We start from the raw sequence: 21,377 nt of genomic DNA on the forward strand, positions 1-21,377 counted from the left end.
GATGCCGATGCTCCTCAATGCCAGCGACTATCGCCGCCGCGCGCGACGATTCCTTCCGCGCGGCTTGTTCGAGTATATCGATCGCGGCTCGGAGGACGAAACGGCATTGATGCGCCTGCGTGCCTCGCTTGACGCCATTACCTTGCTGCCGGCGGTGCTGACGGGGCAAGACAGGCGCGATCTCGACACGGTGTTGTTCGGTCGAAGGATCGCCGCGCCGCTCGTTGTCGCGCCAACGGCGCTCGCCGGTCTTGTTTCGCATGATGGGGAGACGAGGCTGGCCCGCGCGGCCTCGCGCGTCGGCATTCCCGTCTGCATCTCGACGCAATCGGTGACCACCGTGGAAGCAATCCGGCGCGGCGCCCCGGATGCCTTGCTCTGGTTCCAGCTCTATGTCTGGCGCGATCGCGCCCTGACCGGACGCCTCCTGGAGCGGGCGAGCGCCTGCGGCTGCGACAACCTGCTCGTCACGGTCGATACGCCGGTCTCGCCGAACCGGGAATATAATGAACGCAACGGTTTCGGTATTCCTTTCAAACCGCGGCTGCGCAGCATGATCGACGTGGCACTGCATCCGGGTTGGCTGTTCGGGGTTCTGGCGCGCTATTTCGTGAGCGAGGGCATGCCGACCTACGGCCATTATCCGGAAGCATTCCGCACCGCCATCACCCGCGCTGACATCGCCGAGTCGGTCCGGATCGAGCCGCGGCTGAGCTGGGACGACATGCGCTGGCTGCGCGAGATCTGGCCGGGTAAACTCACCATCAAGGGTGTGCTCGCGGTGGAGGATGCTGAAAAGGCGGTCGAGATCGGGGCCGACGGCATCGTGGTCTCGGCCCATGGCGGGCGCAATCTCGACTGTCTGCCGGCTCCGGCGGATTGCATTCCGGCGATTGTCGGCGCCGTGAAAGGCCGTCTGACGATTCTGGCCGACAGCGGCGTTCGGCGCGGCACCGACGTCCTGAAGTATCTGGCGCTGGGCGCGGAAACTGTGCTTCTCGGCCGCTTGCCGCTTTGGGGGCTTGCAGCCGGGGGAGAGGCAGGCGCCGAAGCCGTCCTGCGCATGGTTCTGCGTGAGATGGATACCGCCATGGCTTTCCTGGGAGCGCATCGCGCTCCGGCCTTGCGGCATGGGCGCGCGAGCCAGCAACGGAACTAAGATCAACTCCAACATTTGGAAAACCATCATGTCCGTCAAATCCGCACCGCACATGCATGCCGCCAATGCCGATCTTGCCGGCGAAGTCGACAGCCTCCTCGCAGCGCTCGGCGTCAAACGCTCCGACTATGTGGAGGGTACCATCGTCGTTCGTACGCCGATCACCGGCGGGATCATCGGCCGCGTCGTGGAGATCGGCGCAACCGAAGCCGCCGGCGTGATCGAACAGGTGCACGCGGCGTACCTCGGCTGGCGGCTGGTGCCGCCACCCAAGCGAGGGGAGCTCGTGCGACTGTTCGGCGAGGAGCTGCGCGCCAGCAAGGTGGCTTTGGGCCGACTGGTGTCGATCGAGGTCGGCAAGATCGTTTCCGAAGGCCTCGGCGAGGTTCAGGAAATGATCGACATCTGCGATTTCGCGGTCGGCCTGTCACGACAGCTCTACGGCTTGACGATCGCAACTGAGCGCGGCGAGCATCGCATGATGGAAAGCTGGCATCCGCTTGGCGTCACCGGCATCATCTCTGCGTTCAATTTTCCGGTCGCCGTATGGGCCTGGAACGCAGCCTTGGCGCTGGTGTGCGGCAACAGCCTGGTCTGGAAGCCGTCGGAGAAGACGCCGCTGACCGCGCTTGCGACACACGCCCTCTTTGAGCGCGCGCTCAAACGCTTCAATGAGGCCGGCGGAGGCGCGCCGCAGGGGCTTGCGGCAGTGCTGATCGGCGGCCGTGAGATCGGTGAGGTGCTCGTCGACCATGCAAAGGTGCCGCTGGTCTCGGCCACCGGCTCCACGGCGATGGGACGCGCGGTCGGCCCGCGGCTCGCCAGCCGGTTCGCCCGGGCGCTGCTCGAACTCGGCGGCAACAACGCGGCGATCGTTGCGCCGACCGCCGACCTCGACCTCACGCTGCGTGGCGTCGCCTTTGCCGCGATGGGAACGGCGGGACAGCGCTGCACCACATTGCGCCGCCTGTTCGTCCACGAAAGCGTCTACGACAGCTTCATACCGCGCCTGAAACAGGCCTATGCGTCCGTCACCGTCGGCTCTCCGCTGGAAGACGGAAACCTGGTTGGTCCGCTGATCGACGGCGCGGCCTATCGCGCGATGCGGAGTGCGCTCGAGGCTGCAAGCGCTGCCGGAGGGCAAGTCCAGGGTGGTGAGCGCATTGCCATCGAAGGGGCGGCCGACGCCTACTATGTCCGCCCGGCGCTGGTCGAGATCGCGGCGCAGACCGGACCGGTGAAGCACGAGACCTTTGCGCCTATCCTCTACGTGATGAAATATCGCGATTTCGATTCCGTGCTTGAGCTCCACAATGCCGTTCCGCAAGGGTTGTCGTCATCGATCTTCACCAACGACCTACGCGAAGCGGAAACCTTCTTGTCGGCCCGCGGCTCCGACTGCGGCATTGCCAACGTCAATATCGGCCCATCCGGCGCGGAGATTGGCGGCGCCTTCGGCGGTGAGAAGGAGACCGGCGGCGGACGCGAGTCCGGATCGGACGCGTGGAAAACGTATATGCGGCGTGTCACCAACACCATCAATTACGGTCGCACGCTCCCGCTGGCGCAAGGCGTCAAGTTCGACGTGGCGTGACCAATTGCGCCCGGGAAAGTCTCGTTCGATGGGATAGAACTTCGAGTCCGCGGCGAAGGAGCCGCATCTGCATTCTCTTTCTCTGGACCTGACTCAACATCCGAAGACGCGGTTTCCGCTCCCCCGTTCATACATATTTGGACCTGGAAGGGCTAAGCCGCGGAGGGGCAGTCGGTCCAATGATGGATTGGAGCGAGTGCTCAAGTTTTTCAACTGGTTAGAAGGCGCCGTGTGCACGCCGTGTGCACCGGGAAATCAAGAAAAGTCTCATCACAGCAAATGTGAGCAGACCCTGTGAGCACAATCACTCCTTCCGAGGGCTGGGGAGATAGGTGAGTGCTGACGATCAGTGTCAGTTGCGGGAGGTAGAAAGCGTCATGCCTTCACCTCGCATTCACGTAGGTCTGCTAATCCAACGAAGAAACGAACATCTGTTGCGGTGTGGGTTGGTAGCGCTTCCGTGACACGCCTCGACATCGCCCAAGCCCGGACAGAGCTAGCGGCTCGCCTTGCACGATACGCTACATGCTCGCAGCCTGCTGCCCGTGAAATGTCTGCGAGGTAGGTAGCGAGCGAGTGGCAGCACTGACCGCACAGACACGACGAATCCGAACGGAAGCGGCCATCGTCAACTTTCGGACGACGAGGGGGCTACTCGCGCCTGCTTCATTGAACATTCAGTAAAGTAGTTTGCTAAACACGCGGCTATGGCCGACCTTCCTGCTCTCCTGTTGTTCGGATGGGCTGGATTCTTCCTGCCGGGCGACATCGGCGGTCGCATTCGGCAAGATTTTCCGGACATTTTCGCTGCGACTGCGAACATCCCGCTTGCGCGCGAACGCCGTAAGTCTTTTGCCAGACTCGCGACAAACGGGGCTTGACGATCTCCGAAATTTAGTAATACGTTTAGTGTCACAAAAAAACTAAACATCACGCATCGGGCCGATGTGTGGGAGGGGCCCAAGCCATTCCGGAGCCGTCTCCGGAAGCGGTCCGTCTCGTCCTTCACTCATCGCTCCTCAAACTCGGTTTCAGGGTCTTGGCGTCGTTCCGGCAGGACGCGCCGAGCGGGTTAGATGCTTCAACGAGAGAGGAAACGGATATGCGGACATTCAATTGGTTGAGAGGCTCGGCGGCCACCACGGTTCTCGGGGCGGCGCTGCTGGGGGGACTTGGCGGAGGCGAAGCTGCGGCCCAAGGTAAGCAGCTCACGCTGTGCTGGGCGGCATGGGATCCGGCCAACGCGCTGGTCGAGCTCGGCAAGGACTTCACCAAGCAATCCGGCATCGAGATGAAATACGAGTTCGTCCCGTGGACGAGCTATGCCGATCGCTTCCTCAATGAGCTCAATTCCCACGGCAAGCTCTGCGACCTGATTATCGGCGACAGCCAGTGGATCGGCGGAGCCGCCGAGAACAAGTGGTACGTGAAGCTCAACGATTTCTTCGACAAGGAGAAGATATCGATGGACGACTTCGTTCCGGCGACGGTTGTCGGCTATTCGCAGTGGCCGAAGAACTCGCCGAACTATTGGGCGCTGCCGGCGATGGCGGATGCGGTCGGCTGGACCTATCGCAAGGACTGGTTCTCGCGCCCGGATGTCCAGTCGGCGTTCAAGACGAAGTACGGCCGCGATCTGGCGCCGCCGAAGACCTATGACGAGTTGAAGCAGATCGCGCAGTTCTTCCAGGGCCGCGAGATCGACGGCAAGAAGGTCTATGGCGCCTACATTTTCACCGAGCGCGGCTCCGAAGGCATCACCATGGGCGTGACCAACGTGCTCTATAATTACGGCTTCGCTTACGACAATCCGAGCAAGCCGTACCAGATGCAGGGCATCGTCAATTCGCCCGAGGCGGCCAAGGGGCTCGAGTTCTACAAGGAGCTCTACAAGTGCTGCACGGCGCCGGGCATGACCAACGCCTATATGCAGGAGGGGCTCGACGCCTTCAAGTCGGGCCAGGTGGCGATGCAGATGAACTGGTTCGCCTTCTTCCCCGGCCTCTACAAGGATCCGAACGTCGGCGGCGACAGGATCGGCTTCTTCGTCAATCCGGCCGGCCCGAACGGACATTTCACCCAGCTCGGCGGACAGGGCATCTCGGTGGTCGCGACCTCGGACCACAAGGACGACGCGCTCGCCTACATCAAGTGGTTCGCACAGCCTGCCGTGCAACAGAAATGGTGGCAGCTCGGCGGCTACTCGGCGCTGAAGGCCGTTGTTGACGCGCCAGACTTCCCGAAAAGCGCGGCGTTCGCGCCTCAATTCCTGGAGTCGATGGGCATCGTCAAGGACTTCTGGGCCGAGCCGTCATACGCCCAGTTGTTGCTCGACATGCAGAAGCGTGTGCATGACTACGTCGTCGCCGACAAGGGCACGGCGCAGCAGGCGCTCGATCTCCTGGTCAAGGATTGGACCAAGGTCTTTAAGGAGCAGGGCAAGCAGGTCGCCTCGCAATAGGTCGTAGGCCTCGCGTCGACCGAAACGGTACCCGGGGCGTGTGCGCCTCGGGGAACCCGGATCAGCCAGCCGATGGACAAGATGACCACGATCCTTCAACCTGACGATGCTACGTTTCCCGGCATGAGCGAGCCCGCCAAATCTCGCACCGCGCGACCTGTCCGCGGACTGTCGGACCGGACGATCGCCTGGCTGTTCGTCGCGCCGACGATCGCGCTCCTGCTGGCGATCAACATCTTTCCGCTGGTCTGGATGATCCGGCTGTCCTTCACCAGCCTCAATCTCAGCATGTCCTATCTGCCGCTGCGCTTCGTCGGGCTCGACAATTTCACCGACATCCTCACCGACGAGGACGTCTGGATCCGGCTGCAGACCACGGCGCAGTTCGTGATCTGGTCCGTCGCGTTTCAGGTCGCCATTGGCTTCGGCCTCGCGCTCCTGATCAACCGCCAGTTTCGCGGCCACAGCTTCTGGACCACGATCATCCTGCTGCCGATGATGCTGTCGCCGGCGGTGGTGGGCAACTTCTGGACGTTGCTGTTGCAGCCGCAGATCGGGCCATTCAACTATCTGATCAGTCTGTTCACCGGCGTGCCGCCGAGCTCGTTCAGCATGACCGGGCAGGTCTCGCTCGCGCCGTGGACCATCGTGCTGGTCGACACCTGGATGTGGGCGCCCTACGTCATGCTGATCTGCCTCGCCGGGCTTCGCTCCATCCCCGATTACATCTACGAGGCCGCCGAAGTCGATCGCGCCTCGGCCTGGCGGCAATTCTGGTCGATCACGCTGCCGATGACGGTTCCATTCCTGATGCTCGCCGTGCTGTTCCGCGCGATCGAGAACTTCAAGATGTTCGATATGGTCAATCTGTTGACGTCCGGGGGCCCGGGCTCGACCACCGAACTCGTGTCGATCACGCTGAAGCGCGCCGCGTTCGAGAAATGGCGCACCGGCTATTCCAGTGCGCTCGCCATCATCCTGTTCGTCACCGTGTTCGGTGCCGCCAACATCTACGTCAAAGCGCTCAACAAGGTGAAGCAACGATGACCGCCGCCCTCGCCAAGTCCACCGCGCACTCCATTGTCGAAGCGTCGCCGCGCGCAAAGACGGTGGCGGGTAGCCTCGTCATCCTCTACGCCGTGATCACGATCCTGCCGCTCGTCTGGATCGTCGCCACCGCCTTCAAGTCGCAGAGCGACGCGATCGCATATCCGCCCAAGGTGATCTTCGAGCCGACTCTCGAAGGCTATGTGAACCTGTTCACTGTGCGCACCCGGCAGACGCCGGACTTCATCGCCAAGCTGCCGCCGCCGCAGACCTGGTACGACAAACTCGTGCGCCAGCGCGACATGGTGATTGCCGGACCGTCGAAGGTCGTGCCGCGCTTCGTCAACTCGCTGATCATCGGGTTCGGCTCGACCTTCCTGGCCGTCTTTCTCGGCACGCTCGCGGCCTACGCGTTCTCGCGGTTCCGCATTCCCCTGGCTGACGACCTTCTGTTCTTCATTCTCTCGACGCGCATGATGCCGCCCGTTGCGGTCGCAATCCCCATCTATCTGATGTACCGGCAGCTCAATCTGACCGACACCCGGCTCGGAATGATCCTGCTCTACACTGCCGTGAACGTCTCGCTCGCGGTCTGGCTGCTCAAGGGATTCATCGACGAGATTCCGCGCGAATACGAGGAGGCCGCTCTTGTCGACGGCTACACGCGGCTGCAGGCGCTGCGCAAGGTGGTGTTGCCGCAAGCCGTCACGGGTATCGCAGCCACCGCGATCTTCTGCCTGATCTTCTCCTGGAACGAATATGCGTTTGCGGTTCTCCTGACCAGCGGCGAGGCGCAGACCATGCCGCCCTTCATCCCCTTCATCATCGGGGAGGGCGGGCAGGATTGGCCGGCCGTTGCCGCGGCCACCACGCTGTTCGTCGTGCCGATCGTCCTGTTCACCGTGTTGTTGCGCAAGCACCTGCTGCGCGGCATCACCTTCGGAGCTGTGCGCAAATGAGCGGTTCTGCTGCAATCGCCAAAGGCGTGGTCTCTCGCTGGTTCCGACGCGGACCCTGGGAGACGGCTGCCATGACCCTGATCGGGGGAGGCATCGTCATGCTGGTGCAACCCTGGTCGATCGATCTCTACAGCTATTCCTTCGTGACGATTCTCGCCGGCACGCTCGGCTACGTCGTCGTGAGCCATTTTCCGGAATAAGGCGGCAGACATGGCACAAATCCGCGTCGAAAGCCTGCGCAAGTCGTTCGATCAGTTTGCGGCCGTACAAGGCTCCAACTTCACGATCGACGATGGCGCCTTCTTTGCGATGCTCGGCCCCTCCGGCTGCGGCAAGACCACCACCTTGCGCATGATTGCGGGCCTGGAGCTGCCGACCGAGGGCAAGATCCTGCTCGACAATGAGGACGTGACCTTCCAGCGCGCATCCGCGCGCGATATCGCCTTCGTATTTCAGCTTTTCGCGCTGTATCCGCACATGAACGTCGCCGAGAATATCGGCTTTCCCCTCAAGTGCCAGGGCATGGCCCGGCGCGATATTTACCAGCGGGTGCAGGAGACAGCCAAACTGCTGCGAATCGAGCATCTGCTGTCGAACAAGACGTCGAAGCTGTCTGGCGGCGATCGGCAGCGCGTTGCGCTGGGGCGCGCCATGGTGCGGCGGCCAAAGGCCTTTCTGATGGACGAGCCGCTGGGCGCGCTCGATGCCGAGTTTCGTCATCTGATGTGCAGCGAGCTCCGCGACCTGCACGATCGCATCGGGGCGACCACCGTCTACGTGACGCATGACCAGCTCGAGGCGATGTCGATGGCGGATCGGATCGCCGTCATGAACGAGGGACGCGTTGAACAGATCGGCCTGCCGCAGGAGATCTATGATCGGCCCGCGAGCATGTTCGTGGCCGATTTCATCGGCTCGCCGCCCATGAATTTTCTGCGCTTCGAGGCAGGTCTGCGCTCCGGCGATCGGACGATCAGCTTCCATGATACGAGCATCGCGGTGCCGGAGATCCGAGAGGATCGCGCCAGCGCCGGTATGGCACTCGGCGTTCGTCCGGAGCATATCCGCTTCGCCGACGCGGCACCCGTCCGCGGCGAGGTGTTTGGCGCCGAGTATCTTGGGACCACCCAGATCGTCACCGTCGACACCGCGCATGGGCGCATTGCGGCGCGGTTGCCTTCCAGCGCGCCCGTGCGGATCGGCGAGCGGGTCGGCCTTGAATTCCGTTCGGAACGACTCGCGTTGTTCGACGTCGCCAGCGGCCTTGCGATACGAACTGCCAACGAGGGGAGCGCAAACCATGGCTGACGTCGCCCTACGCAACATCAGCAAGCGCTTCGGCGCGGTGGCGGCGGTGCGCGAGCTCTCGCTCTCGGTGAATGACGGAGAATTCATGGTCTTGCTCGGACCGAGCGGTGCCGGCAAGACCACGACCTTGCGGTTGATCACCGGGCTCGAGACTCCCGATTCCGGCTCGGTCATGATCGACGGACGCGACGTGACGCTGGCTCCTCCGGGAGCGCGCGATATTGCCTTCGTCTTCCAGCAATATTCGCTCTATCCGCATCTCACCGTCTATGACAACCTTGCGTTCCCGTTGCGCTCGCCCGCGCGACGGATATCGGAGCCGATCATCAAGAAGCGGGTCGAGCAGACGGCGGAGTTGCTGCATATTGCAAGTAAGCTGAACAATCGCGCAACCCGACTTTCGGGCGGCGAGATGCAGCGGGTGGCAATCGGTCGTGCGCTGGTCCGCGATCCCTCGATCTATCTGATGGACGAGCCGCTGTCGTCGCTGGACGCCAAGCTCCGTGCCGAGCTTCGGCTGGAGCTCAAGCGGATCCAGCTCGAGCTTGGTGCGACCATCCTCTACGTGACCCACGATCAGGTCGAGGCCATGACGATGGCGTCCCGGATCGGCGTGATCAAGGACGGCGAGCTGCTCCAGCTCGGCACGCCCCGGGGGATCTACGAGAGTCCGTCGTCGAGCTATGTCGCCTCGCGCCTCGGCACGCCCCAGATCAATTTCCTCCCCGCGCGGCTGTTGTCGGACGTGCCGCTGCCGCCGGGAACGGAGACAGTCGGCATCCGCACCGAGCACCTTCGCCTCGCGGCGCGCAATGGCGGGCCGATGGTCGGCCGCGTGCACCGGGTCGAGCACCTCGGCGAGCAGAATCACATTCACTTGGACTATAAAGGAGAGATGCTGGTCACGCTTGCGGATCCGCATCAACCGCTGCATGCCGGTCAGGAGGTCGAGCTGGATCTGGTGCATCCGCTCTGCTTCGACGGCGCCGGGCAGCGCCTCCCGGCGGTTCATTAGAGGATCAAACGCAATGTCGCTGCAACCCGAAACGTTCAAATCGCTGGTCAAGGTGGCCGCAGAGCGGGTCATTGCCAGCGCGCCGGAGCTCACGAGCCTGGATCAGGCGATTGGCGACGGCGACCACGGATTCAACATGAAGCGCGGGTTCGAAGCCGTGCTCGGCAAGCTCGATGCGATCTCCGAACAGCCGTTCGACGAGGCTTTGAAGACGATCGGCAAGACGCTTGTGATGACGGTCGGCGGTGCTTCCGGCCCGCTTTACGGCAGCTTCTTCCTGGCCGCAGGCGAGGCCCTCTCGCACGACAAGCATCTGCCTGAGGACATCGCTGATGTCTTCGGCAGCGGCGTGAGCGCCGTCAGCGCCCGAGGCCGTTCGCACGCCGGTGAAAAGACCATGCTCGACGTGCTCGTTCCCGTGCTGGAGACGCTGAAGAATGCGGCCGGCCAACCGGACCTGATCGCGCGAGTCAGCACAACGGCCGCAGAGGCGGTCGAGCGGACAGCGCCGATGCGGGCCACCAAGGGACGGGCGTCGTTTCTCGGGCCGCGCAGCGTCGGTCACATCGACCCCGGCGCGCGCTCGAGCTGTGTTCTCGTGCAGGCGGTATGCGCGAGCCTGGAGGGAAAGCAATGACTGATGCCGTGGGAATCGTGATCGTCTCGCATTCGAAGGACATCGCCAAAGGCACCGCCGACATGGTGCGGCAGATGGTCGGCAGCGAGGTCAAGGTGGCCTTTTGCGGCGGCAATCCCGATGGCGGGCTCGGCACCAGCGTGTCGCTGATCGTCGACGCCATCAACGATGCCTGGTCGGCGAAAGGCGTCGCGATCCTCGTCGATCTCGGCGGCGCCGAAACAAACAGCGAGATGGCGGTCGAAATGCTGGAGCCGGCACGGCGCGATCTCGTTGTCGTATGCAACGCGCCGATCGTCGAGGGCGCCGTGATGGCGGCGACCGAGGCGGCGGGCGGCAGCTCGCTGGCTCAGGTCAAGGCCGTGGCCGAAGAACTCTCTGCCGACTGATGCGTCGGCGAAACGATGATGGAATAAGACGATGCTGGATAAAGCGGACGGTCAGATTATCACCGAGAATGTGCGGCTGGTGCACGCAGTGGGCATGCATGCACGCCCGGCGGTCAAGCTGACCAAGCTGGCCAAGAAGTTCCAGGCCCAGATTTCCGTCCGGGTCGCGGGCGCGGCCGAGTGGATCAATGCCAAGAGCGTGGCCAAGATCATGGCCATGCGCGCGGCTCACGGCAGCACGATCGAGATCAAGGCGTCGGGTAGCGACGCAGAGGCTGCCGTCGCCGCCCTGGTCAACCTGATCGTAACCGACTTTCCGGACGAGGCGTCGTAGCATGCAGGGAGGCGCTGCCGGACTGGCTTATCGCGGCAGGACCGCCTCGATCGGCTTTGCCCACGGCCCGCTCGTCCGTGTCGATGCGGGCACGAATGGCGAGCGGATCGCAGGCTCGCTGGTCGAGGAGGCGCTCGATCTTCGCAAGGCGATCGACGCGGCGAGTGGGCAGATCGCCGAGCTCGCCGCGATCGCGGGAGGTGAGGCCGCGCAGATTCTCGAGTTCCAGGTCGCGCTGCTGGAGGATGAGGATTTTATCGAAGCGATCTTCACGGCGATAAGCGAGGGGGATGCCGCCGACGTCGCGTGGCGTTCCGCGCTCGACGAGCAGATTGCGGACTATAATTCGGCCGAGGACGAGTATCTGAAGGCGCGCTGCTCCGATCTTGCGGATCTGCGCGACCGCATCATCAGCATCTTGCGCGGAGGCGGGGGCGAGGCCCCCAAGATACCGAGCGGTGCCGTCGTTTGCGCCGACGATCTGCCGCCCTCGCGTTTCCTGGAGATCGACTGGTCGGCCGGCGGTGGTCTTGCGCTCCTGCGCGGTAGCCCCACGAGTCATGTCGCGATGCTGGCGCGCGCGCGGGGCATCCCCATGGTCGTGCAGCTCGGCGCCATTCCGGAGATCGGCGCGACGGCGCTGCTCGATGGCGAGGGCGCTACTCTCGAGCTCGATCCCAGTGCCGAGCAGCTCCGGCTGTTCGAGAAGCGGCGCGAAATTCATCGCAAGAGCCGGGCGTCCGCGCGGGCGATCCTGCGACGGCCGACCGCATCATGGCGCGGGGAGCGGATCAAGCTGCTCATCAACATCCAGCGCGTCGAGGATCTCGATCATGCCGACGCACAATATGCTGACGGCATTGGGTTGATGCGCACCGAGTTTCTGCTCGCCGAGCGCGGCGGCCTGCCCGACGAGGAGACGCAGTATCGCGCCTACGATGCCGTTCTGCGCTGGGCCGATCGACGCCCGGTTACCATTCGCACCTTTGATGCCGGCGGCGACAAGCCGGTACCTGGATTCACCATCGACGGTGAGGCCAATCCCTTCCTGGGCGTGCGTGGCCTGCGGCTTTGCCTCGCCCGCCCCGAGATATTCAGCGTGCAGCTCCGCGCGCTGGCGCGTGCGGCCGTGCAAGGAAATCTCAGGGTCATGTTTCCGATGGTCACGGCGCCGGACGAGTTCGAGTCCGGACGGAAGCTGTTCGCCGAAATCGTGCAGCGCTTGCAGGCCGAGGGCATTGCCGCGATGCTCCCGGAGCTGGGAATCATGGTCGAGGTCCCGGCGGCGGCCCTGGCGATCGCGACCTTCAAGGCCTCCTTCTTCTCGATCGGCTCGAACGATCTCGCGCAATATGTCCTTGCGTGCGACCGTTCTAATGGAGCTCTCGCCCCCTTGATGGATCCCTTGCATCCGGCCCTCCTCGAACTGATCGCGCGAACCGCGGAGCACGGACGTCGCGCCGGAACCAGCGTCAGCCTGTGCGGCGACATGGCGGGCGACCCGCGCTGTCTGCCCGCGCTCCTGAATTGCGGCCTGCGCGAGTTGTCGGTGAATGCGTCGGCGCTCGCGCAGATCAAGCAGACCATCGACCGCTTGAGCAGCGGAGGCGGGCTTGGCTGATATGGCGATCGATGAACCGGCCGAGGCCGGCGCCGTTGCGGTTTACAAGCGCATCTTCAAGGAGGTGCTTGAGAGCCGCCCGTCAGGTATGCGGCTGCGCCTGGCCCATGCCATGGGCAAGAACCGCAGCTTCGTCAGCCAGATCAGCAATCCGGCCTATCCGGTGCCGATTCCCGTGCAGCACCTAAACACGATCTTCGACGTCTGCCATTTCCCGCCGCAGGCGAAGGCGGCGTTCCTTCGTGCCTACACCCGTGCGCACCCGCGCCGGATCGGCCGCCTGACGGAGGGGGCGCATGAACGGACGCTGACGCTGCACCTGCCGGACCTCGGCAGCTCGAAGCGCAATGCGGAGCTCGATGCGCTGCTGCAGGAATTCGCGCGGCGCTTGAGTGCGATCATACGGGAAAAATGAGCGCCAAGCTCAGAGGGACGAAGAGGGGAGGAGAACATGAAAAAGTTCATCAATTCGGTTGATGGCGTGCTCGCGGAGAGCCTCGACGGGTTAGCTGCGGCGCATGCCGATCTCGTGACGCTCGGGCCCGAGCGGAAATTCGTGCGGCGCCGCGAGCTCAACTCGCGGAAGGTCGCGCTCGTATCCGGCGGCGGTAGCGGGCACGAGCCGCTGCATGCGGGCTTCGTCGGCTATGGCATGCTCGATGCGGCCTGTCCGGGACAGGTCTTCACCTCGCCGACACCGGACCAGATCGTCGAGGCGGCGCAGGCCGTTTCGGGCGACGCCGGCGTGCTCTTCGTCGTGAAGAACTATGCGGGCGATCGCATGAATTTCGAGATGGCGGCCGAGATTTCCGAGGGGCGCACGGCCACCATCGTCACCGACGACGACGTCGCGGTCGAGAATTCCACCCACAGCATCGGCCGCCGGGGTGTGGCCGGCACTCTGATCGTCGAGAAGATCGTCGGCGCGGCGGCCGAGAAGGGGGCCGACCTCCAAGCTTGCGTTGCACTCGGCGAGCGCGTCAACGCCCGGACGCGCTCGATGGGGGTGGCACTGACGAGTTGCACGGTTCCGGCTGCAGGAACTCCGACCTTTGTGCTCGCCGAGGACGAGATGGAAGTGGGTGTCGGCATCCATGGCGAACCGGGACGCCGCCGCGTCAAGCTGGAGCGCGCCGATGTGATCGCTTTTGAGATGACCACTGCCATTGCCAAGGATCTCGACGCCCGCGAAGGCAACGAAGCCCTGCTGCTCGTCAATGGATTTGGCGGAACGCCCGCGATCGAGCTCTATCTGATGTACAATGCGGCGCGGCGGATGCTCGAAAAGCGCGGCTTGCGCATCGCCCGCTCGCTGGTCGGCAGCTATGTCACCTCGCTGGACATGGCGGGGTGCTCGCTCACCGTGAGCCTGCTCGATACCGAGACCCGGGCGCTGTGGGACCATCCCGTGCGCACGGCCGCGTTGAAATGGTGACGGCGGCTGCGAATGGCTGCTGATTTTTTCGATCGCGCTCCGGCGGATGATCGGCCGGGGGCCACGCCTCGCGCATGCATCGGGAATTTTCCCGGTTCACCCTCCCTGAAACTTGCCGTGTCCCTCGGACACGGCTTCTTTTGTGTGGCGGTAGACAGCTATATCGGCATGACCTTCGTCAAGGGTGGCGATCGGCTAGAGCAGTGAATGTGCCTGGAGGGTCGCGTGGGCAAATGGATCGAGCACGCCGTCTGGTGGCATGTGTACCCGCTCGGCTTCGCCGGCGCCGAACGGGAGGCCGACGCGTGTGCCAGCATCGTGCATCGCCTTGACCACCTTGTGCTATGGTTCGATTACGCCGTGGAGCTCGGCGTATCCGGTATCCTGCTGGGGCCGATCTTTGCCTCGTCGACTCACGGATACGACACCACCGATCACTTCCGGATCGACAGGCGGCTTGGAGATGGTGCCGATTTCGATGCATTGGTCGCAGCAGCCCGTCGGCGCGGCCTGCGCATCATCCTGGATGGCGTGTTCAACCATGTCGGCCGCGAATCTCCAGCCTTTCAGCGCGCCGTCGCCGGCGGCCCGCAATCGCCGGATGCCGCCTGGTTTCGCTTGACCTGGCCGCCGGACGGAAAGGAACCTGATTGCGCGACCTTCGAAGGTCACCACCAGCTTGTGACGCTCAATCATGACGAGCCCGCGGTCGTCGACTATGTCATCCGCGTGATGAATCACTGGCTTGATCGCGGTGCCGATGGTTGGCGCCTCGACGCGGCCTATGCCGTTCCGCGGCAATTCTGGCAGCGCGTTCTGCCCGCGGTTCGTGTGCGGCATCCCGACGCCTACATCTTCGGCGAGGTGATCCACGGTGACTGTTCCGCCTTCGTCGACGAAACTGGCGTCGATGCGGTCACGCAATACGAGCTTTGGAAGGCGATCTGGAGCGCACTGAACGATCGCAACTTCCATGAGCTCGCATGGGCGCTCGCGCGGCATAATGCGATGATCGACAGGTTCGTACCGCAGACGTTCATCGGCAATCACGACGTCACGCGGATCGCGAGCCGGCTTCTGGACGAACGGCATATCGCGCACGCGCTGGTTATCCTCATGACCTGTGGCGGCACGCCCTCGATCTATGCCGGCGATGAACAGGCGTTCCGCGGGATCAAGGAGCGCCGTGCCGGAGGTGACGACGCGATCCGTCCGGCCTTTCCGGCGGCGCCAGTTGAGCTGGCGCCGTTCGGCTGGCCGATCTACCGGCTACATCAGGAACTGATCGGACTGCGGCGGAGGCACCCATGGCTCTATCGGGCGAAATCCCGTGTGATCGAGCTTCGCAATACGGACCTTGTCTTCGAAGCATTCGACGAGGGCAATCGGCTCTGGGTTGCTCTGAATTTGGCCGACGCAGCGGTCGTGCGTACCATCGATGCGGCCGCCGATAGGCTCGCGGGATCAGCTGCGGTGCGCAGGACGGGCGCAAAGACCGAGCTCACGCTGCCGCCGAACGGGTGGATTATCCTCGGCTAGCGGCAGCTTGCCAGGCGCGGCAGGCATCGGACAATACAAGCTGATGATTTCCTTCGAGGTTAGTATGCTGCTTTTCTTGCAGGCCGCCCCCTTGATGGTGAGGTTACAGGGCGTCGCGGAAACATGCTTTCGCAGGATTGGCATGTTTAAACCATTCCTGCTGAATGATGGCGGCTGGGCCGACGCCTATCGGGCCAATGAACCGATTCATAGAAATTTTCCCGGAGACGCTCCCCAAGGCGGGCCATTGGCAGTCTATTTCCGGCGCGATTCCCGCTTTTGCGTCGGCGCGATCGCGACGGCTGCGCACGAATCGCGCACCACGAGCTCCGGCGCGAAAGCGAGCCTCCGTGGCTCCGTGCTGGCGGCTTCGACGCGTTCGAGCAACATTCGCGCGCAGGTCGCGCCGATTTCCGTAAAATCCCACCGCACGACGGAGATCGCCGGATCCGCCAGGAGGGCGAGGTCCGAATCCGCGCCGCCGATGACTGAGATATCGCGCGGAACGTTAAGATGCGTGGCACGGATTGCCTTCAGCACGCCGGGCAGCATGTCGATGCCACCCGCGATGATCGCCGACGGCCTATTCGCCCGCTCGAGCGCTACGGCGGTCTCCCGGAATCCCGTGGCTGCGTCGAATCCGGCCGTGCGAACGAGCGTCGGGTCGACATCAAGCTTCTGCGCGGCGAATGCCCGCTTGTAACCCTCAACGCGCGCGCGGGCAGGGTAGATGTTCAATGGGCCCGTCAACAGGAGGATGCGTCGATGCCCGAGCGAGAGAAGGTAAGTAACAGCCTGATGCACCCCGCTCGCATGATCGACCTGCACGATGTCATGTGCGCCATCGACCTCGCGGTCGAACATCAGGATGGGAAAGTCGAGATCATTCCGTGCCTGGGCCAGATCCGCGTCGACCTCAGACGATGTCGTGGTGATCAGCCCCTCGATCCGGCGCTGCCGGAAGCGTCGCAGCAGCTCGAGCTCGCGATCCTTCCGGTTATCTGACGAGCAGATCAGCAGGCCATAGCCTGCTTCCTCAAACAGATCCTGCGCCGCCCTCACAAAGCTCGCGAGGACGGGCGTGGTGATGTCGCGCACGATGATGCCGATTTCGCGGGAGCGGCCCTTGCGGACCTCTTGCGCCGCACGGTTCGGCACAAAGCCGAGCATTTTTATCGCAGCCAACACCCGCGTCCGATATGCCGCTTCCACGTTCGGCGCACCGTTGATGACCCTTGAGGCGGTGCCGATTGAGACGTCGGCCTGCTTGGCCACGTCGCGGATAGTGATCCGTTTCACGCAAAAATCCCTCGCTGGGCAGAGCTTACAGCTTGTCATACAACGAAAAAATCCGTGCGCCCAGCATCTTGAGACCGTCGACTTGACTCGTTGATGAAACGTTTTATTGTCCGCGCTGATCGCCGACTACCGCCTGCTGTCGCTTCGCTGCGCGCGGTTCTCAGAAAAATGCGCGATTGGGTACATGGGGAGGATATGGATCTTTCAGTCACCGAAGAAATCACCGCGATCGGTGATGCTGTCGTGCGTTTCATCGATCGTGAGGTCGCCGCGATCGAACGAGATAACCACTCTTTGCTCTCTTCGGAGCGCCAGCTCTACGACGCGTCGGGCCGCTATGCTCCGGAGGTTGTGGCGCTGCGCAAGCGCGTGCGGATGCGCTCGGCCGAACTCGGCTTCTACAATCTGTTCGGTCCCACCGAGCTTGGTGGTGAAGGAATGGGCGCCGTGGCGGCGGTGGAGATTCAGGAGCGCGTGAATGCACACGTGGGTCCTTCCCGGCACCTCGTTCAGACGGTGGTGCTTCCTTCTCCTTTCACCAATGGACTCTCACCCGTCCTCGTCCACCTGGATAGGCAAGTGTTCGAACGGTATCGGGGCGTCCTCGCAAGCGGCGAGAAGACGATGTGCTTCGGGCTCAGCGAGCCGGACGCGGGATCCGATGTCTTCGGAATGAAGACGCGCGCCGTGAGGGACGGCGACGGCTGGGTGATCACAGGAACGAAGCAGTGGATCACGAACGCGCCGCACGCGGATTACGCGATGATCTTCGCCGTGACGAATGAGGATCTTGTACGGCAACGCAAAGGCGGAATCACCGGCTTCTTTATCGAGACCTCCACGTCAGGCTTCAGCGTGCCGAGCGTGATCCCGACGATGGGGCATCTCGGCTCCGAGACGGGCATCATCAGCCTCGATCATGTGCGGGTACCGGATGGGCAGCGTCTGGGCGCGATCGATGATGGCCTGTCGGTTGCGATTGGAGGCGTGAGCGTCGGACGGCTCGCAATGGCGGGATCGTGTATTGGGCTGGCGCGTTGGGCGCTTCGACAGGCCGTGGACTATGCCGCGATCCGCAAGACCGGCGGGCGGCCCATCGCCGGTCACCAGGCCATTCAGATGATGATCGCCCGCTGCGCAACCGACATCTACGCCGCCAAATCTATGACCCGGGACTGTGCCTGGCGTATCGACCAGGGGCTTCCGGCGACCAAGCAGGTCTCGATGGTGAAGATGTACGCCACCGAGATGCTCAATCGCGTGATGGACCAGTGCATCCAGGTCCACGGCGCCATGGGGCTCTCGAATGAGCTCAGGCTGGAGGCGGGGTACCGCTGGGCGCGACTGTTGCGCATTCCGGACGGGACGACGGAGATTCAACTGCGCACGATTGCGCGGTATCTTCTGGCGGGAGACCTCGAATGACCGCTCCCGCAACTCTCGTTGCGCTGTTCGCGCCGCGATCGGTTGCAATCATCGGAGCCTCCGATGACAGCAATCGTATCGGCGGGCGTCCCCTGCGCTATCTGCGCGAGGCCGGCTTCGCCGGCGCGGTCTATCCCGTCAATTCCCGCCGCAACGAAGTGCAGGGTCTTCGCGCCTACGCCGACGTCCGCGATATTCCGGGGGCGGTGGATCTTGCCATCGTCATCGTGAGCGCCGAACTCGTGGTCGAGACGATCGAGGCCTGCGCCGAAAAGGGGATAGGCTGCGCCATCATCTTCTCTTCTGGCTTCGCCGAAGTGGGGCCGGAGGGCGCAGGGCGGCAGCAGCGGATCGAGGAGATTGCCCGGGTGTCCGGAATGCGTCTGCTCGGCCCCAACTGCCTCGGTGCATTCAATTCGCATTTGGGCTTCTTTGGCACCTTCACGCAGGCATTCGACACCGGCGTCATGTTCCCGGGAGGGCTCGGCGTCGTCAGCCAGAGCGGAGCAGCCGGGGGACATCTCGCCTATATGTGCCGTCAGCGCGGCATCGGCATTGGACACTGGATCACCACCGGCAACGAGGCGGACATCGAGGTGTCGGAGTGCGTCGAATGGATGGCGCGCGCCCCGCACGTGAAGGTGATCGCGCTCTTTGTCGAGGCGATCCGCAAAGGTCCGAGATTCGTGCGCGCGCTGGAAGCTGCTCGTGAGCACGGCAAGCCGGTCATCGCGATCAAGGTCGGGCGCTCCGCAGCGGGCGCGCTCGCCGCCGCATCCCATACCGGCGCGCTTGTTGGAGAGGACAAGATCTATGATGCGGTGTTGCGCCAACATGGTGCCTACCGTGCCGAGAGCATCGACGAACTCCTCGACCTGACCTATGCCTGCCTCCAGGGCCGCTTCCCATCCAGCTCGCGGCTCGGCATCGTGACGACCTCGGGTGGTCTCGGCATTCTCGCGGCGGACGCGGCGGTGCAGACGGGACTGGACGTCACCCCGCTGAACGAAGGCGCGCGCGGCAAGATCACCGCCATGATCCCGTTCGCGGGAACGCGCAACCCCATTGACGTCACAGCTCAAGGCGTGAACGATCCAAGCCTCATCAGCCGCTCCATCGCGTGTGCGCTCGACGAGGGCGAATACGGATCGCTCGTCTGCTTTCTCACCAGCGCTCCAGCCGTCCCGAGCATTGGCTCCCCGCTGCTCGGCGCCCTTGCCGCACTGAGGCAGGACCATCCTGACGCCGTCATTGCGCTAGAGATGGTCGTGCCATCGGAGATTCGGCGGCAGTACGAGGAGGCCGGCTTCCTTGTCTTCGAGGATCTGCATCGTGCCATTCGGACGCTCCATGCGCTCCACGTCATACGAAGCCGCCTCGAGTTGCCTCCTTCCCGCGTCCTGAATGCGCCCGCAGCAGCCGTGTTGCCCGATGTCGGCGACGAGTACAATGCCAAGCTTCTTCTCAGCAGGCACGGAATTCCGGTTCTTGCGGAGCGGGTCGTGTCCACGCCTGCGCAGGCGGCCGAGGCCGCGCGGGAGGTGGGGCTTCCGGTGGTGCTGAAGATCGTCTCCCCGGACATTCCGCATAAGACGGAGGTCGGCGGCGTCGTGCTCGACGTGCGCACGCCGGAGGCGGTTGAGGAGCAGGCGAGGGCGCTTCTGCAGCGCGTTGCCGAAGCCAGGCCGGATGCGCGAGTTAGCGGCATTCTGGTTTCGCCCATGCGAACCGGTGGGATCGAGTCGATCTGTGGCGTCGTCAACGACGCTGTGTTCGGGCCCGTCGTCGTGTTCGGCCTCGGGGGCATCCATGTGGAGCTCCTGCGAGACGTCTCGTTCAGGCTCGCGCCCTTCGACGAAGCTGAAGCCCATCGTATGATCGGCGAGATCCGCGGCGCGCAGATCCTGTTCGGCGCGCGGGGTGGGGTGCGGGGTGACGTGAATGCGTTGGCCAGCAGTTTGGCAGCTCTGTCGCGCTTCGCGGTCGCGCATCGTGATCAGGTGGCCGAGGTCGACATCAATCCAATGATGGTCCTTCCGGAAGGCGAGGGCGTGGTCGCACTCGACGCGCTCATCGTGCGGAAGGAAAGCACGCGCCCGCAATCCGTGTCGGACATTCTGCAAGATGGCAAGACCCGGCAAGACCGGAGTGTAACAGCATGATCTCGAGACGTGGGCTTCTGGGAGGCGCCCTGCTGGCGGGGGTGTGCGCTGAGACTGGACCCGTATTTGGCCAGCCGACCGGCTGGCCGAGCAAGGTTATTCGCCTGATCGTTCCGTTTTCCGCCGGCGGCCCCAGCGACGCACACGCCCGCTATGTAGCGGCGGGCATCGCCGAAGTGCTCGGAGGGTCGGTTATCGTTGAGAACGTCGGCGGCGCCGCCGGCACAATCGGCATGATGCAGGTGGCGCGTGCCGCGCCCGACGGTTATACGATCGGGCTCGGCCACGTCGGCACGCAGGCGGTCAACCCGCATGTGCAGAAGAATATCCCCTACGACCCTTTCAAGGCCTTCGTTCCGGTCGCGCAACTGACCGAGTACAACAGCGTCCTTCTCATAAATCCCAACCTTCCCTACAAGACGCTCGCTGATCTTCTCGCCGCTGCGAAAGCAAAGCCCGAGACGATCACCTACGGCTCGGCGGGGCTGGGCTCGACCAACCACCTCGCCACGGAGCAGCTTGCCCGCGCGGCCGGGGTGAAGTTCGTTCACGTGCCCTACAAGGGATATGCTCCTGCGCGGACCGACCTGCTGGCGGGCAATATCGACTTCATGTTCGACGTGTGGGGCAGCAGCGCGGCCGACTTCATCAAGTCCGGCACGTTGCGCGCGCTTGCCTCCACGGCCCCCACTCTCGACAAGAGTCCCGAAAACATTCCCCTGATCTCCGAAATGTTTCCCGGATTCAAGGCGACGGGGTGGACGGGTATCTTTGCGCCGGCCGGCACGCCGCCGCAGATCGTCGCGCGGCTCAGCGATGCGATCGCGCGGACGCTCAACAAGCCTGACGCGCGATCGACCTTTGAATCCTCCGGCTATCAAGTCGCCTACGCTTCGGGAGACGAACTCGGCGAGACGATGCGGAAGGACTATGCGGAACTCGGCGCGCTCATCAAGACCCTCGACGTGGATTCGAATTGAGCGCGCCTCTCCA

Annotated in this window: 20 protein-coding genes; 19 read left to right on the plus strand and 1 reads right to left on the minus strand. The window is 63.6% G+C overall.

Going from position 1 to position 21,377, the window contains the following annotated elements; genetic code table 11:
* Nucleotide 1: 1 nt before the first annotated feature.
* The 16 genes from GGD63_RS18735 to GGD63_RS18810 all read left to right on the plus strand — a co-directional run bounded on the left by GGD63_RS18735 (nt 2) and on the right by GGD63_RS18810 (nt 15,498).
* Nucleotides 2–1,159 (plus strand): alpha-hydroxy acid oxidase, encoded by a 1,158-nt coding sequence (locus GGD63_RS18735; protein WP_183244545.1) that lies wholly within the window; start codon nt 2–4, stop codon nt 1,157–1,159.
* Between the two features lie 52 nt (nt 1,160–1,211).
* On the plus strand, nt 1,212–2,753 hold the full coding sequence (locus GGD63_RS18740; RefSeq protein ID WP_183244741.1) for an aldehyde dehydrogenase family protein: 1,542 nt from the start codon (nt 1,212–1,214) through the stop codon (nt 2,751–2,753).
* A 1,102-nt stretch (nt 2,754–3,855) separates the two neighbouring features.
* On the plus strand, nt 3,856–5,214 hold the full coding sequence (locus GGD63_RS18745) for an ABC transporter substrate-binding protein (protein WP_183244547.1): 1,359 nt from the start codon (nt 3,856–3,858) through the stop codon (nt 5,212–5,214).
* A 123-nt stretch (nt 5,215–5,337) separates the two neighbouring features.
* Nucleotides 5,338–6,261 carry a carbohydrate ABC transporter permease gene (locus GGD63_RS18750; RefSeq protein WP_246785561.1) on the plus strand — a complete coding sequence of 308 codons (924 nt, stop codon included), beginning with the start codon at nt 5,338–5,340 and terminating at the stop codon, nt 6,259–6,261.
* Entirely contained in the window at nt 6,258–7,220 is a 963-nt protein-coding gene (locus tag GGD63_RS18755; protein WP_183244551.1) for a carbohydrate ABC transporter permease, read from the plus strand. The genes GGD63_RS18750 and GGD63_RS18755 overlap by 4 nt, the downstream gene beginning before the upstream one ends.
* The gene (locus GGD63_RS18760; RefSeq protein WP_157284013.1) at nt 7,217–7,420 is read left to right on the plus strand and encodes a hypothetical protein; all 204 of its coding nucleotides are present in this window, start codon (nt 7,217–7,219) and stop codon (nt 7,418–7,420) included. The genes GGD63_RS18755 and GGD63_RS18760 overlap by 4 nt, the downstream gene beginning before the upstream one ends.
* 10 nt (nt 7,421–7,430) lie before the next feature.
* Complete coding sequence (locus GGD63_RS18765) at nt 7,431–8,528, plus strand: ABC transporter ATP-binding protein (protein WP_183244553.1); 1,098 nt, start codon at nt 7,431–7,433, stop codon at nt 8,526–8,528.
* Entirely contained in the window at nt 8,521–9,543 is a 1,023-nt protein-coding gene (locus tag GGD63_RS18770) for an ABC transporter ATP-binding protein (protein ID WP_183244555.1), read from the plus strand. The genes GGD63_RS18765 and GGD63_RS18770 overlap by 8 nt, the downstream gene beginning before the upstream one ends.
* 13 nt (nt 9,544–9,556) lie before the next feature.
* Nucleotides 9,557–10,180, plus strand: a complete 624-nt coding sequence (gene dhaL / locus GGD63_RS18775; RefSeq protein WP_183244557.1) for a dihydroxyacetone kinase subunit DhaL — start codon at nt 9,557–9,559, stop codon at nt 10,178–10,180.
* A complete protein-coding gene (dhaM, locus tag GGD63_RS18780) occupies nt 10,177–10,569 on the plus strand; it encodes a dihydroxyacetone kinase phosphoryl donor subunit DhaM (RefSeq protein ID WP_036041954.1) in 393 nt (130 codons plus the stop codon). The genes dhaL and dhaM overlap by 4 nt, the downstream gene beginning before the upstream one ends.
* 31 nt (nt 10,570–10,600) lie before the next feature.
* Nucleotides 10,601–10,903, plus strand: a complete 303-nt coding sequence (locus tag GGD63_RS18785; RefSeq protein ID WP_183244559.1) for an HPr family phosphocarrier protein — start codon at nt 10,601–10,603, stop codon at nt 10,901–10,903.
* Nucleotide 10,904: 1 nt separating this feature from the next.
* Entirely contained in the window at nt 10,905–12,524 is a 1,620-nt protein-coding gene (gene ptsP, locus GGD63_RS18790; RefSeq protein ID WP_183244561.1) for a phosphoenolpyruvate--protein phosphotransferase, read from the plus strand.
* A 1-nt stretch (nt 12,525) separates the two neighbouring features.
* Nucleotides 12,526–12,939, plus strand: coding sequence for a hypothetical protein (locus GGD63_RS18795; protein WP_172784643.1), 414 nt, complete (start codon nt 12,526–12,528; stop codon nt 12,937–12,939).
* Nucleotides 12,940–12,975: 36 nt separating this feature from the next.
* Complete coding sequence (dhaK, locus tag GGD63_RS18800) at nt 12,976–13,959, plus strand: dihydroxyacetone kinase subunit DhaK (protein ID WP_183244563.1); 984 nt, start codon at nt 12,976–12,978, stop codon at nt 13,957–13,959.
* Between the two features lie 12 nt (nt 13,960–13,971).
* Complete coding sequence (locus GGD63_RS18805) at nt 13,972–14,166, plus strand: hypothetical protein (protein WP_183244565.1); 195 nt, start codon at nt 13,972–13,974, stop codon at nt 14,164–14,166.
* 18 nt (nt 14,167–14,184) lie between these two features.
* Nucleotides 14,185–15,498, plus strand: a complete 1,314-nt coding sequence (locus GGD63_RS18810) for an alpha-amylase family glycosyl hydrolase (protein ID WP_183244567.1) — start codon at nt 14,185–14,187, stop codon at nt 15,496–15,498.
* A gap of 255 nt (nt 15,499–15,753) precedes the next feature.
* Here the strand turns inward: GGD63_RS18810 and GGD63_RS18815 are convergent, their stop codons facing one another.
* Nucleotides 15,754–16,797 (minus strand): substrate-binding domain-containing protein, encoded by a 1,044-nt coding sequence (locus tag GGD63_RS18815; RefSeq protein ID WP_210315868.1) that lies wholly within the window; start codon nt 16,795–16,797, stop codon nt 15,754–15,756.
* 93 nt (nt 16,798–16,890) lie between these two features.
* Between GGD63_RS18815 and GGD63_RS18820 the strand changes: the two genes are divergently transcribed.
* From GGD63_RS18820 to GGD63_RS18830, 3 genes are read left to right on the plus strand one after another with little or no spacing between them, the layout of a single operon-like run.
* Entirely contained in the window at nt 16,891–18,222 is a 1,332-nt protein-coding gene (locus tag GGD63_RS18820; RefSeq protein ID WP_246785548.1) for an acyl-CoA dehydrogenase family protein, read from the plus strand.
* A complete protein-coding gene (locus tag GGD63_RS18825) occupies nt 18,219–20,384 on the plus strand; it encodes an acetate--CoA ligase family protein (RefSeq protein WP_183244571.1) in 2,166 nt (721 codons plus the stop codon). The genes GGD63_RS18820 and GGD63_RS18825 overlap by 4 nt, the downstream gene beginning before the upstream one ends.
* A complete protein-coding gene (locus tag GGD63_RS18830; RefSeq protein ID WP_183244572.1) occupies nt 20,381–21,364 on the plus strand; it encodes a tripartite tricarboxylate transporter substrate binding protein in 984 nt (327 codons plus the stop codon). The genes GGD63_RS18825 and GGD63_RS18830 overlap by 4 nt, the downstream gene beginning before the upstream one ends.
* Nucleotides 21,365–21,377: the final 13 nt, after the last annotated feature.

The organism is Bradyrhizobium sp. cir1 (assembly GCF_014198245.1).
Taxonomy (GTDB): Bacteria; Pseudomonadota; Alphaproteobacteria; order Rhizobiales; family Xanthobacteraceae; genus Bradyrhizobium.

Coding starts and splice junctions, on each gene's coding strand:
- GGD63_RS18785 (WP_183244559.1), top strand. CDS start 10,601: ATGCTGGATAAAGCGGACGGTCAGATTATCACCGAGAATGTGCGGCTG.
- dhaL (WP_183244557.1), top strand. CDS start 9,557: ATGTCGCTGCAACCCGAAACGTTCAAATCGCTGGTCAAGGTGGCCGCA.
- GGD63_RS18750 (WP_246785561.1), top strand. CDS start 5,338: ATGAGCGAGCCCGCCAAATCTCGCACCGCGCGACCTGTCCGCGGACTG.
- GGD63_RS18760 (WP_157284013.1), top strand. CDS start 7,217: ATGAGCGGTTCTGCTGCAATCGCCAAAGGCGTGGTCTCTCGCTGGTTC.
- ptsP (WP_183244561.1), top strand. CDS start 10,905: ATGCAGGGAGGCGCTGCCGGACTGGCTTATCGCGGCAGGACCGCCTCG.
- GGD63_RS18755 (WP_183244551.1), top strand. CDS start 6,258: ATGACCGCCGCCCTCGCCAAGTCCACCGCGCACTCCATTGTCGAAGCG.
- GGD63_RS18820 (WP_246785548.1), top strand. CDS start 16,891: ATGAAACGTTTTATTGTCCGCGCTGATCGCCGACTACCGCCTGCTGTC.
- GGD63_RS18805 (WP_183244565.1), top strand. CDS start 13,972: ATGGCTGCTGATTTTTTCGATCGCGCTCCGGCGGATGATCGGCCGGGG.
- GGD63_RS18770 (WP_183244555.1), top strand. CDS start 8,521: ATGGCTGACGTCGCCCTACGCAACATCAGCAAGCGCTTCGGCGCGGTG.
- dhaM (WP_036041954.1), top strand. CDS start 10,177: ATGACTGATGCCGTGGGAATCGTGATCGTCTCGCATTCGAAGGACATC.
- GGD63_RS18830 (WP_183244572.1), top strand. CDS start 20,381: ATGATCTCGAGACGTGGGCTTCTGGGAGGCGCCCTGCTGGCGGGGGTG.
- GGD63_RS18795 (WP_172784643.1), top strand. CDS start 12,526: ATGGCGATCGATGAACCGGCCGAGGCCGGCGCCGTTGCGGTTTACAAG.
- dhaK (WP_183244563.1), top strand. CDS start 12,976: ATGAAAAAGTTCATCAATTCGGTTGATGGCGTGCTCGCGGAGAGCCTC.
- GGD63_RS18735 (WP_183244545.1), top strand. CDS start 2: ATGCCGATGCTCCTCAATGCCAGCGACTATCGCCGCCGCGCGCGACGA.
- GGD63_RS18825 (WP_183244571.1), top strand. CDS start 18,219: ATGACCGCTCCCGCAACTCTCGTTGCGCTGTTCGCGCCGCGATCGGTT.
- GGD63_RS18740 (WP_183244741.1), top strand. CDS start 1,212: ATGCATGCCGCCAATGCCGATCTTGCCGGCGAAGTCGACAGCCTCCTC.
- GGD63_RS18745 (WP_183244547.1), top strand. CDS start 3,856: ATGCGGACATTCAATTGGTTGAGAGGCTCGGCGGCCACCACGGTTCTC.
- GGD63_RS18765 (WP_183244553.1), top strand. CDS start 7,431: ATGGCACAAATCCGCGTCGAAAGCCTGCGCAAGTCGTTCGATCAGTTT.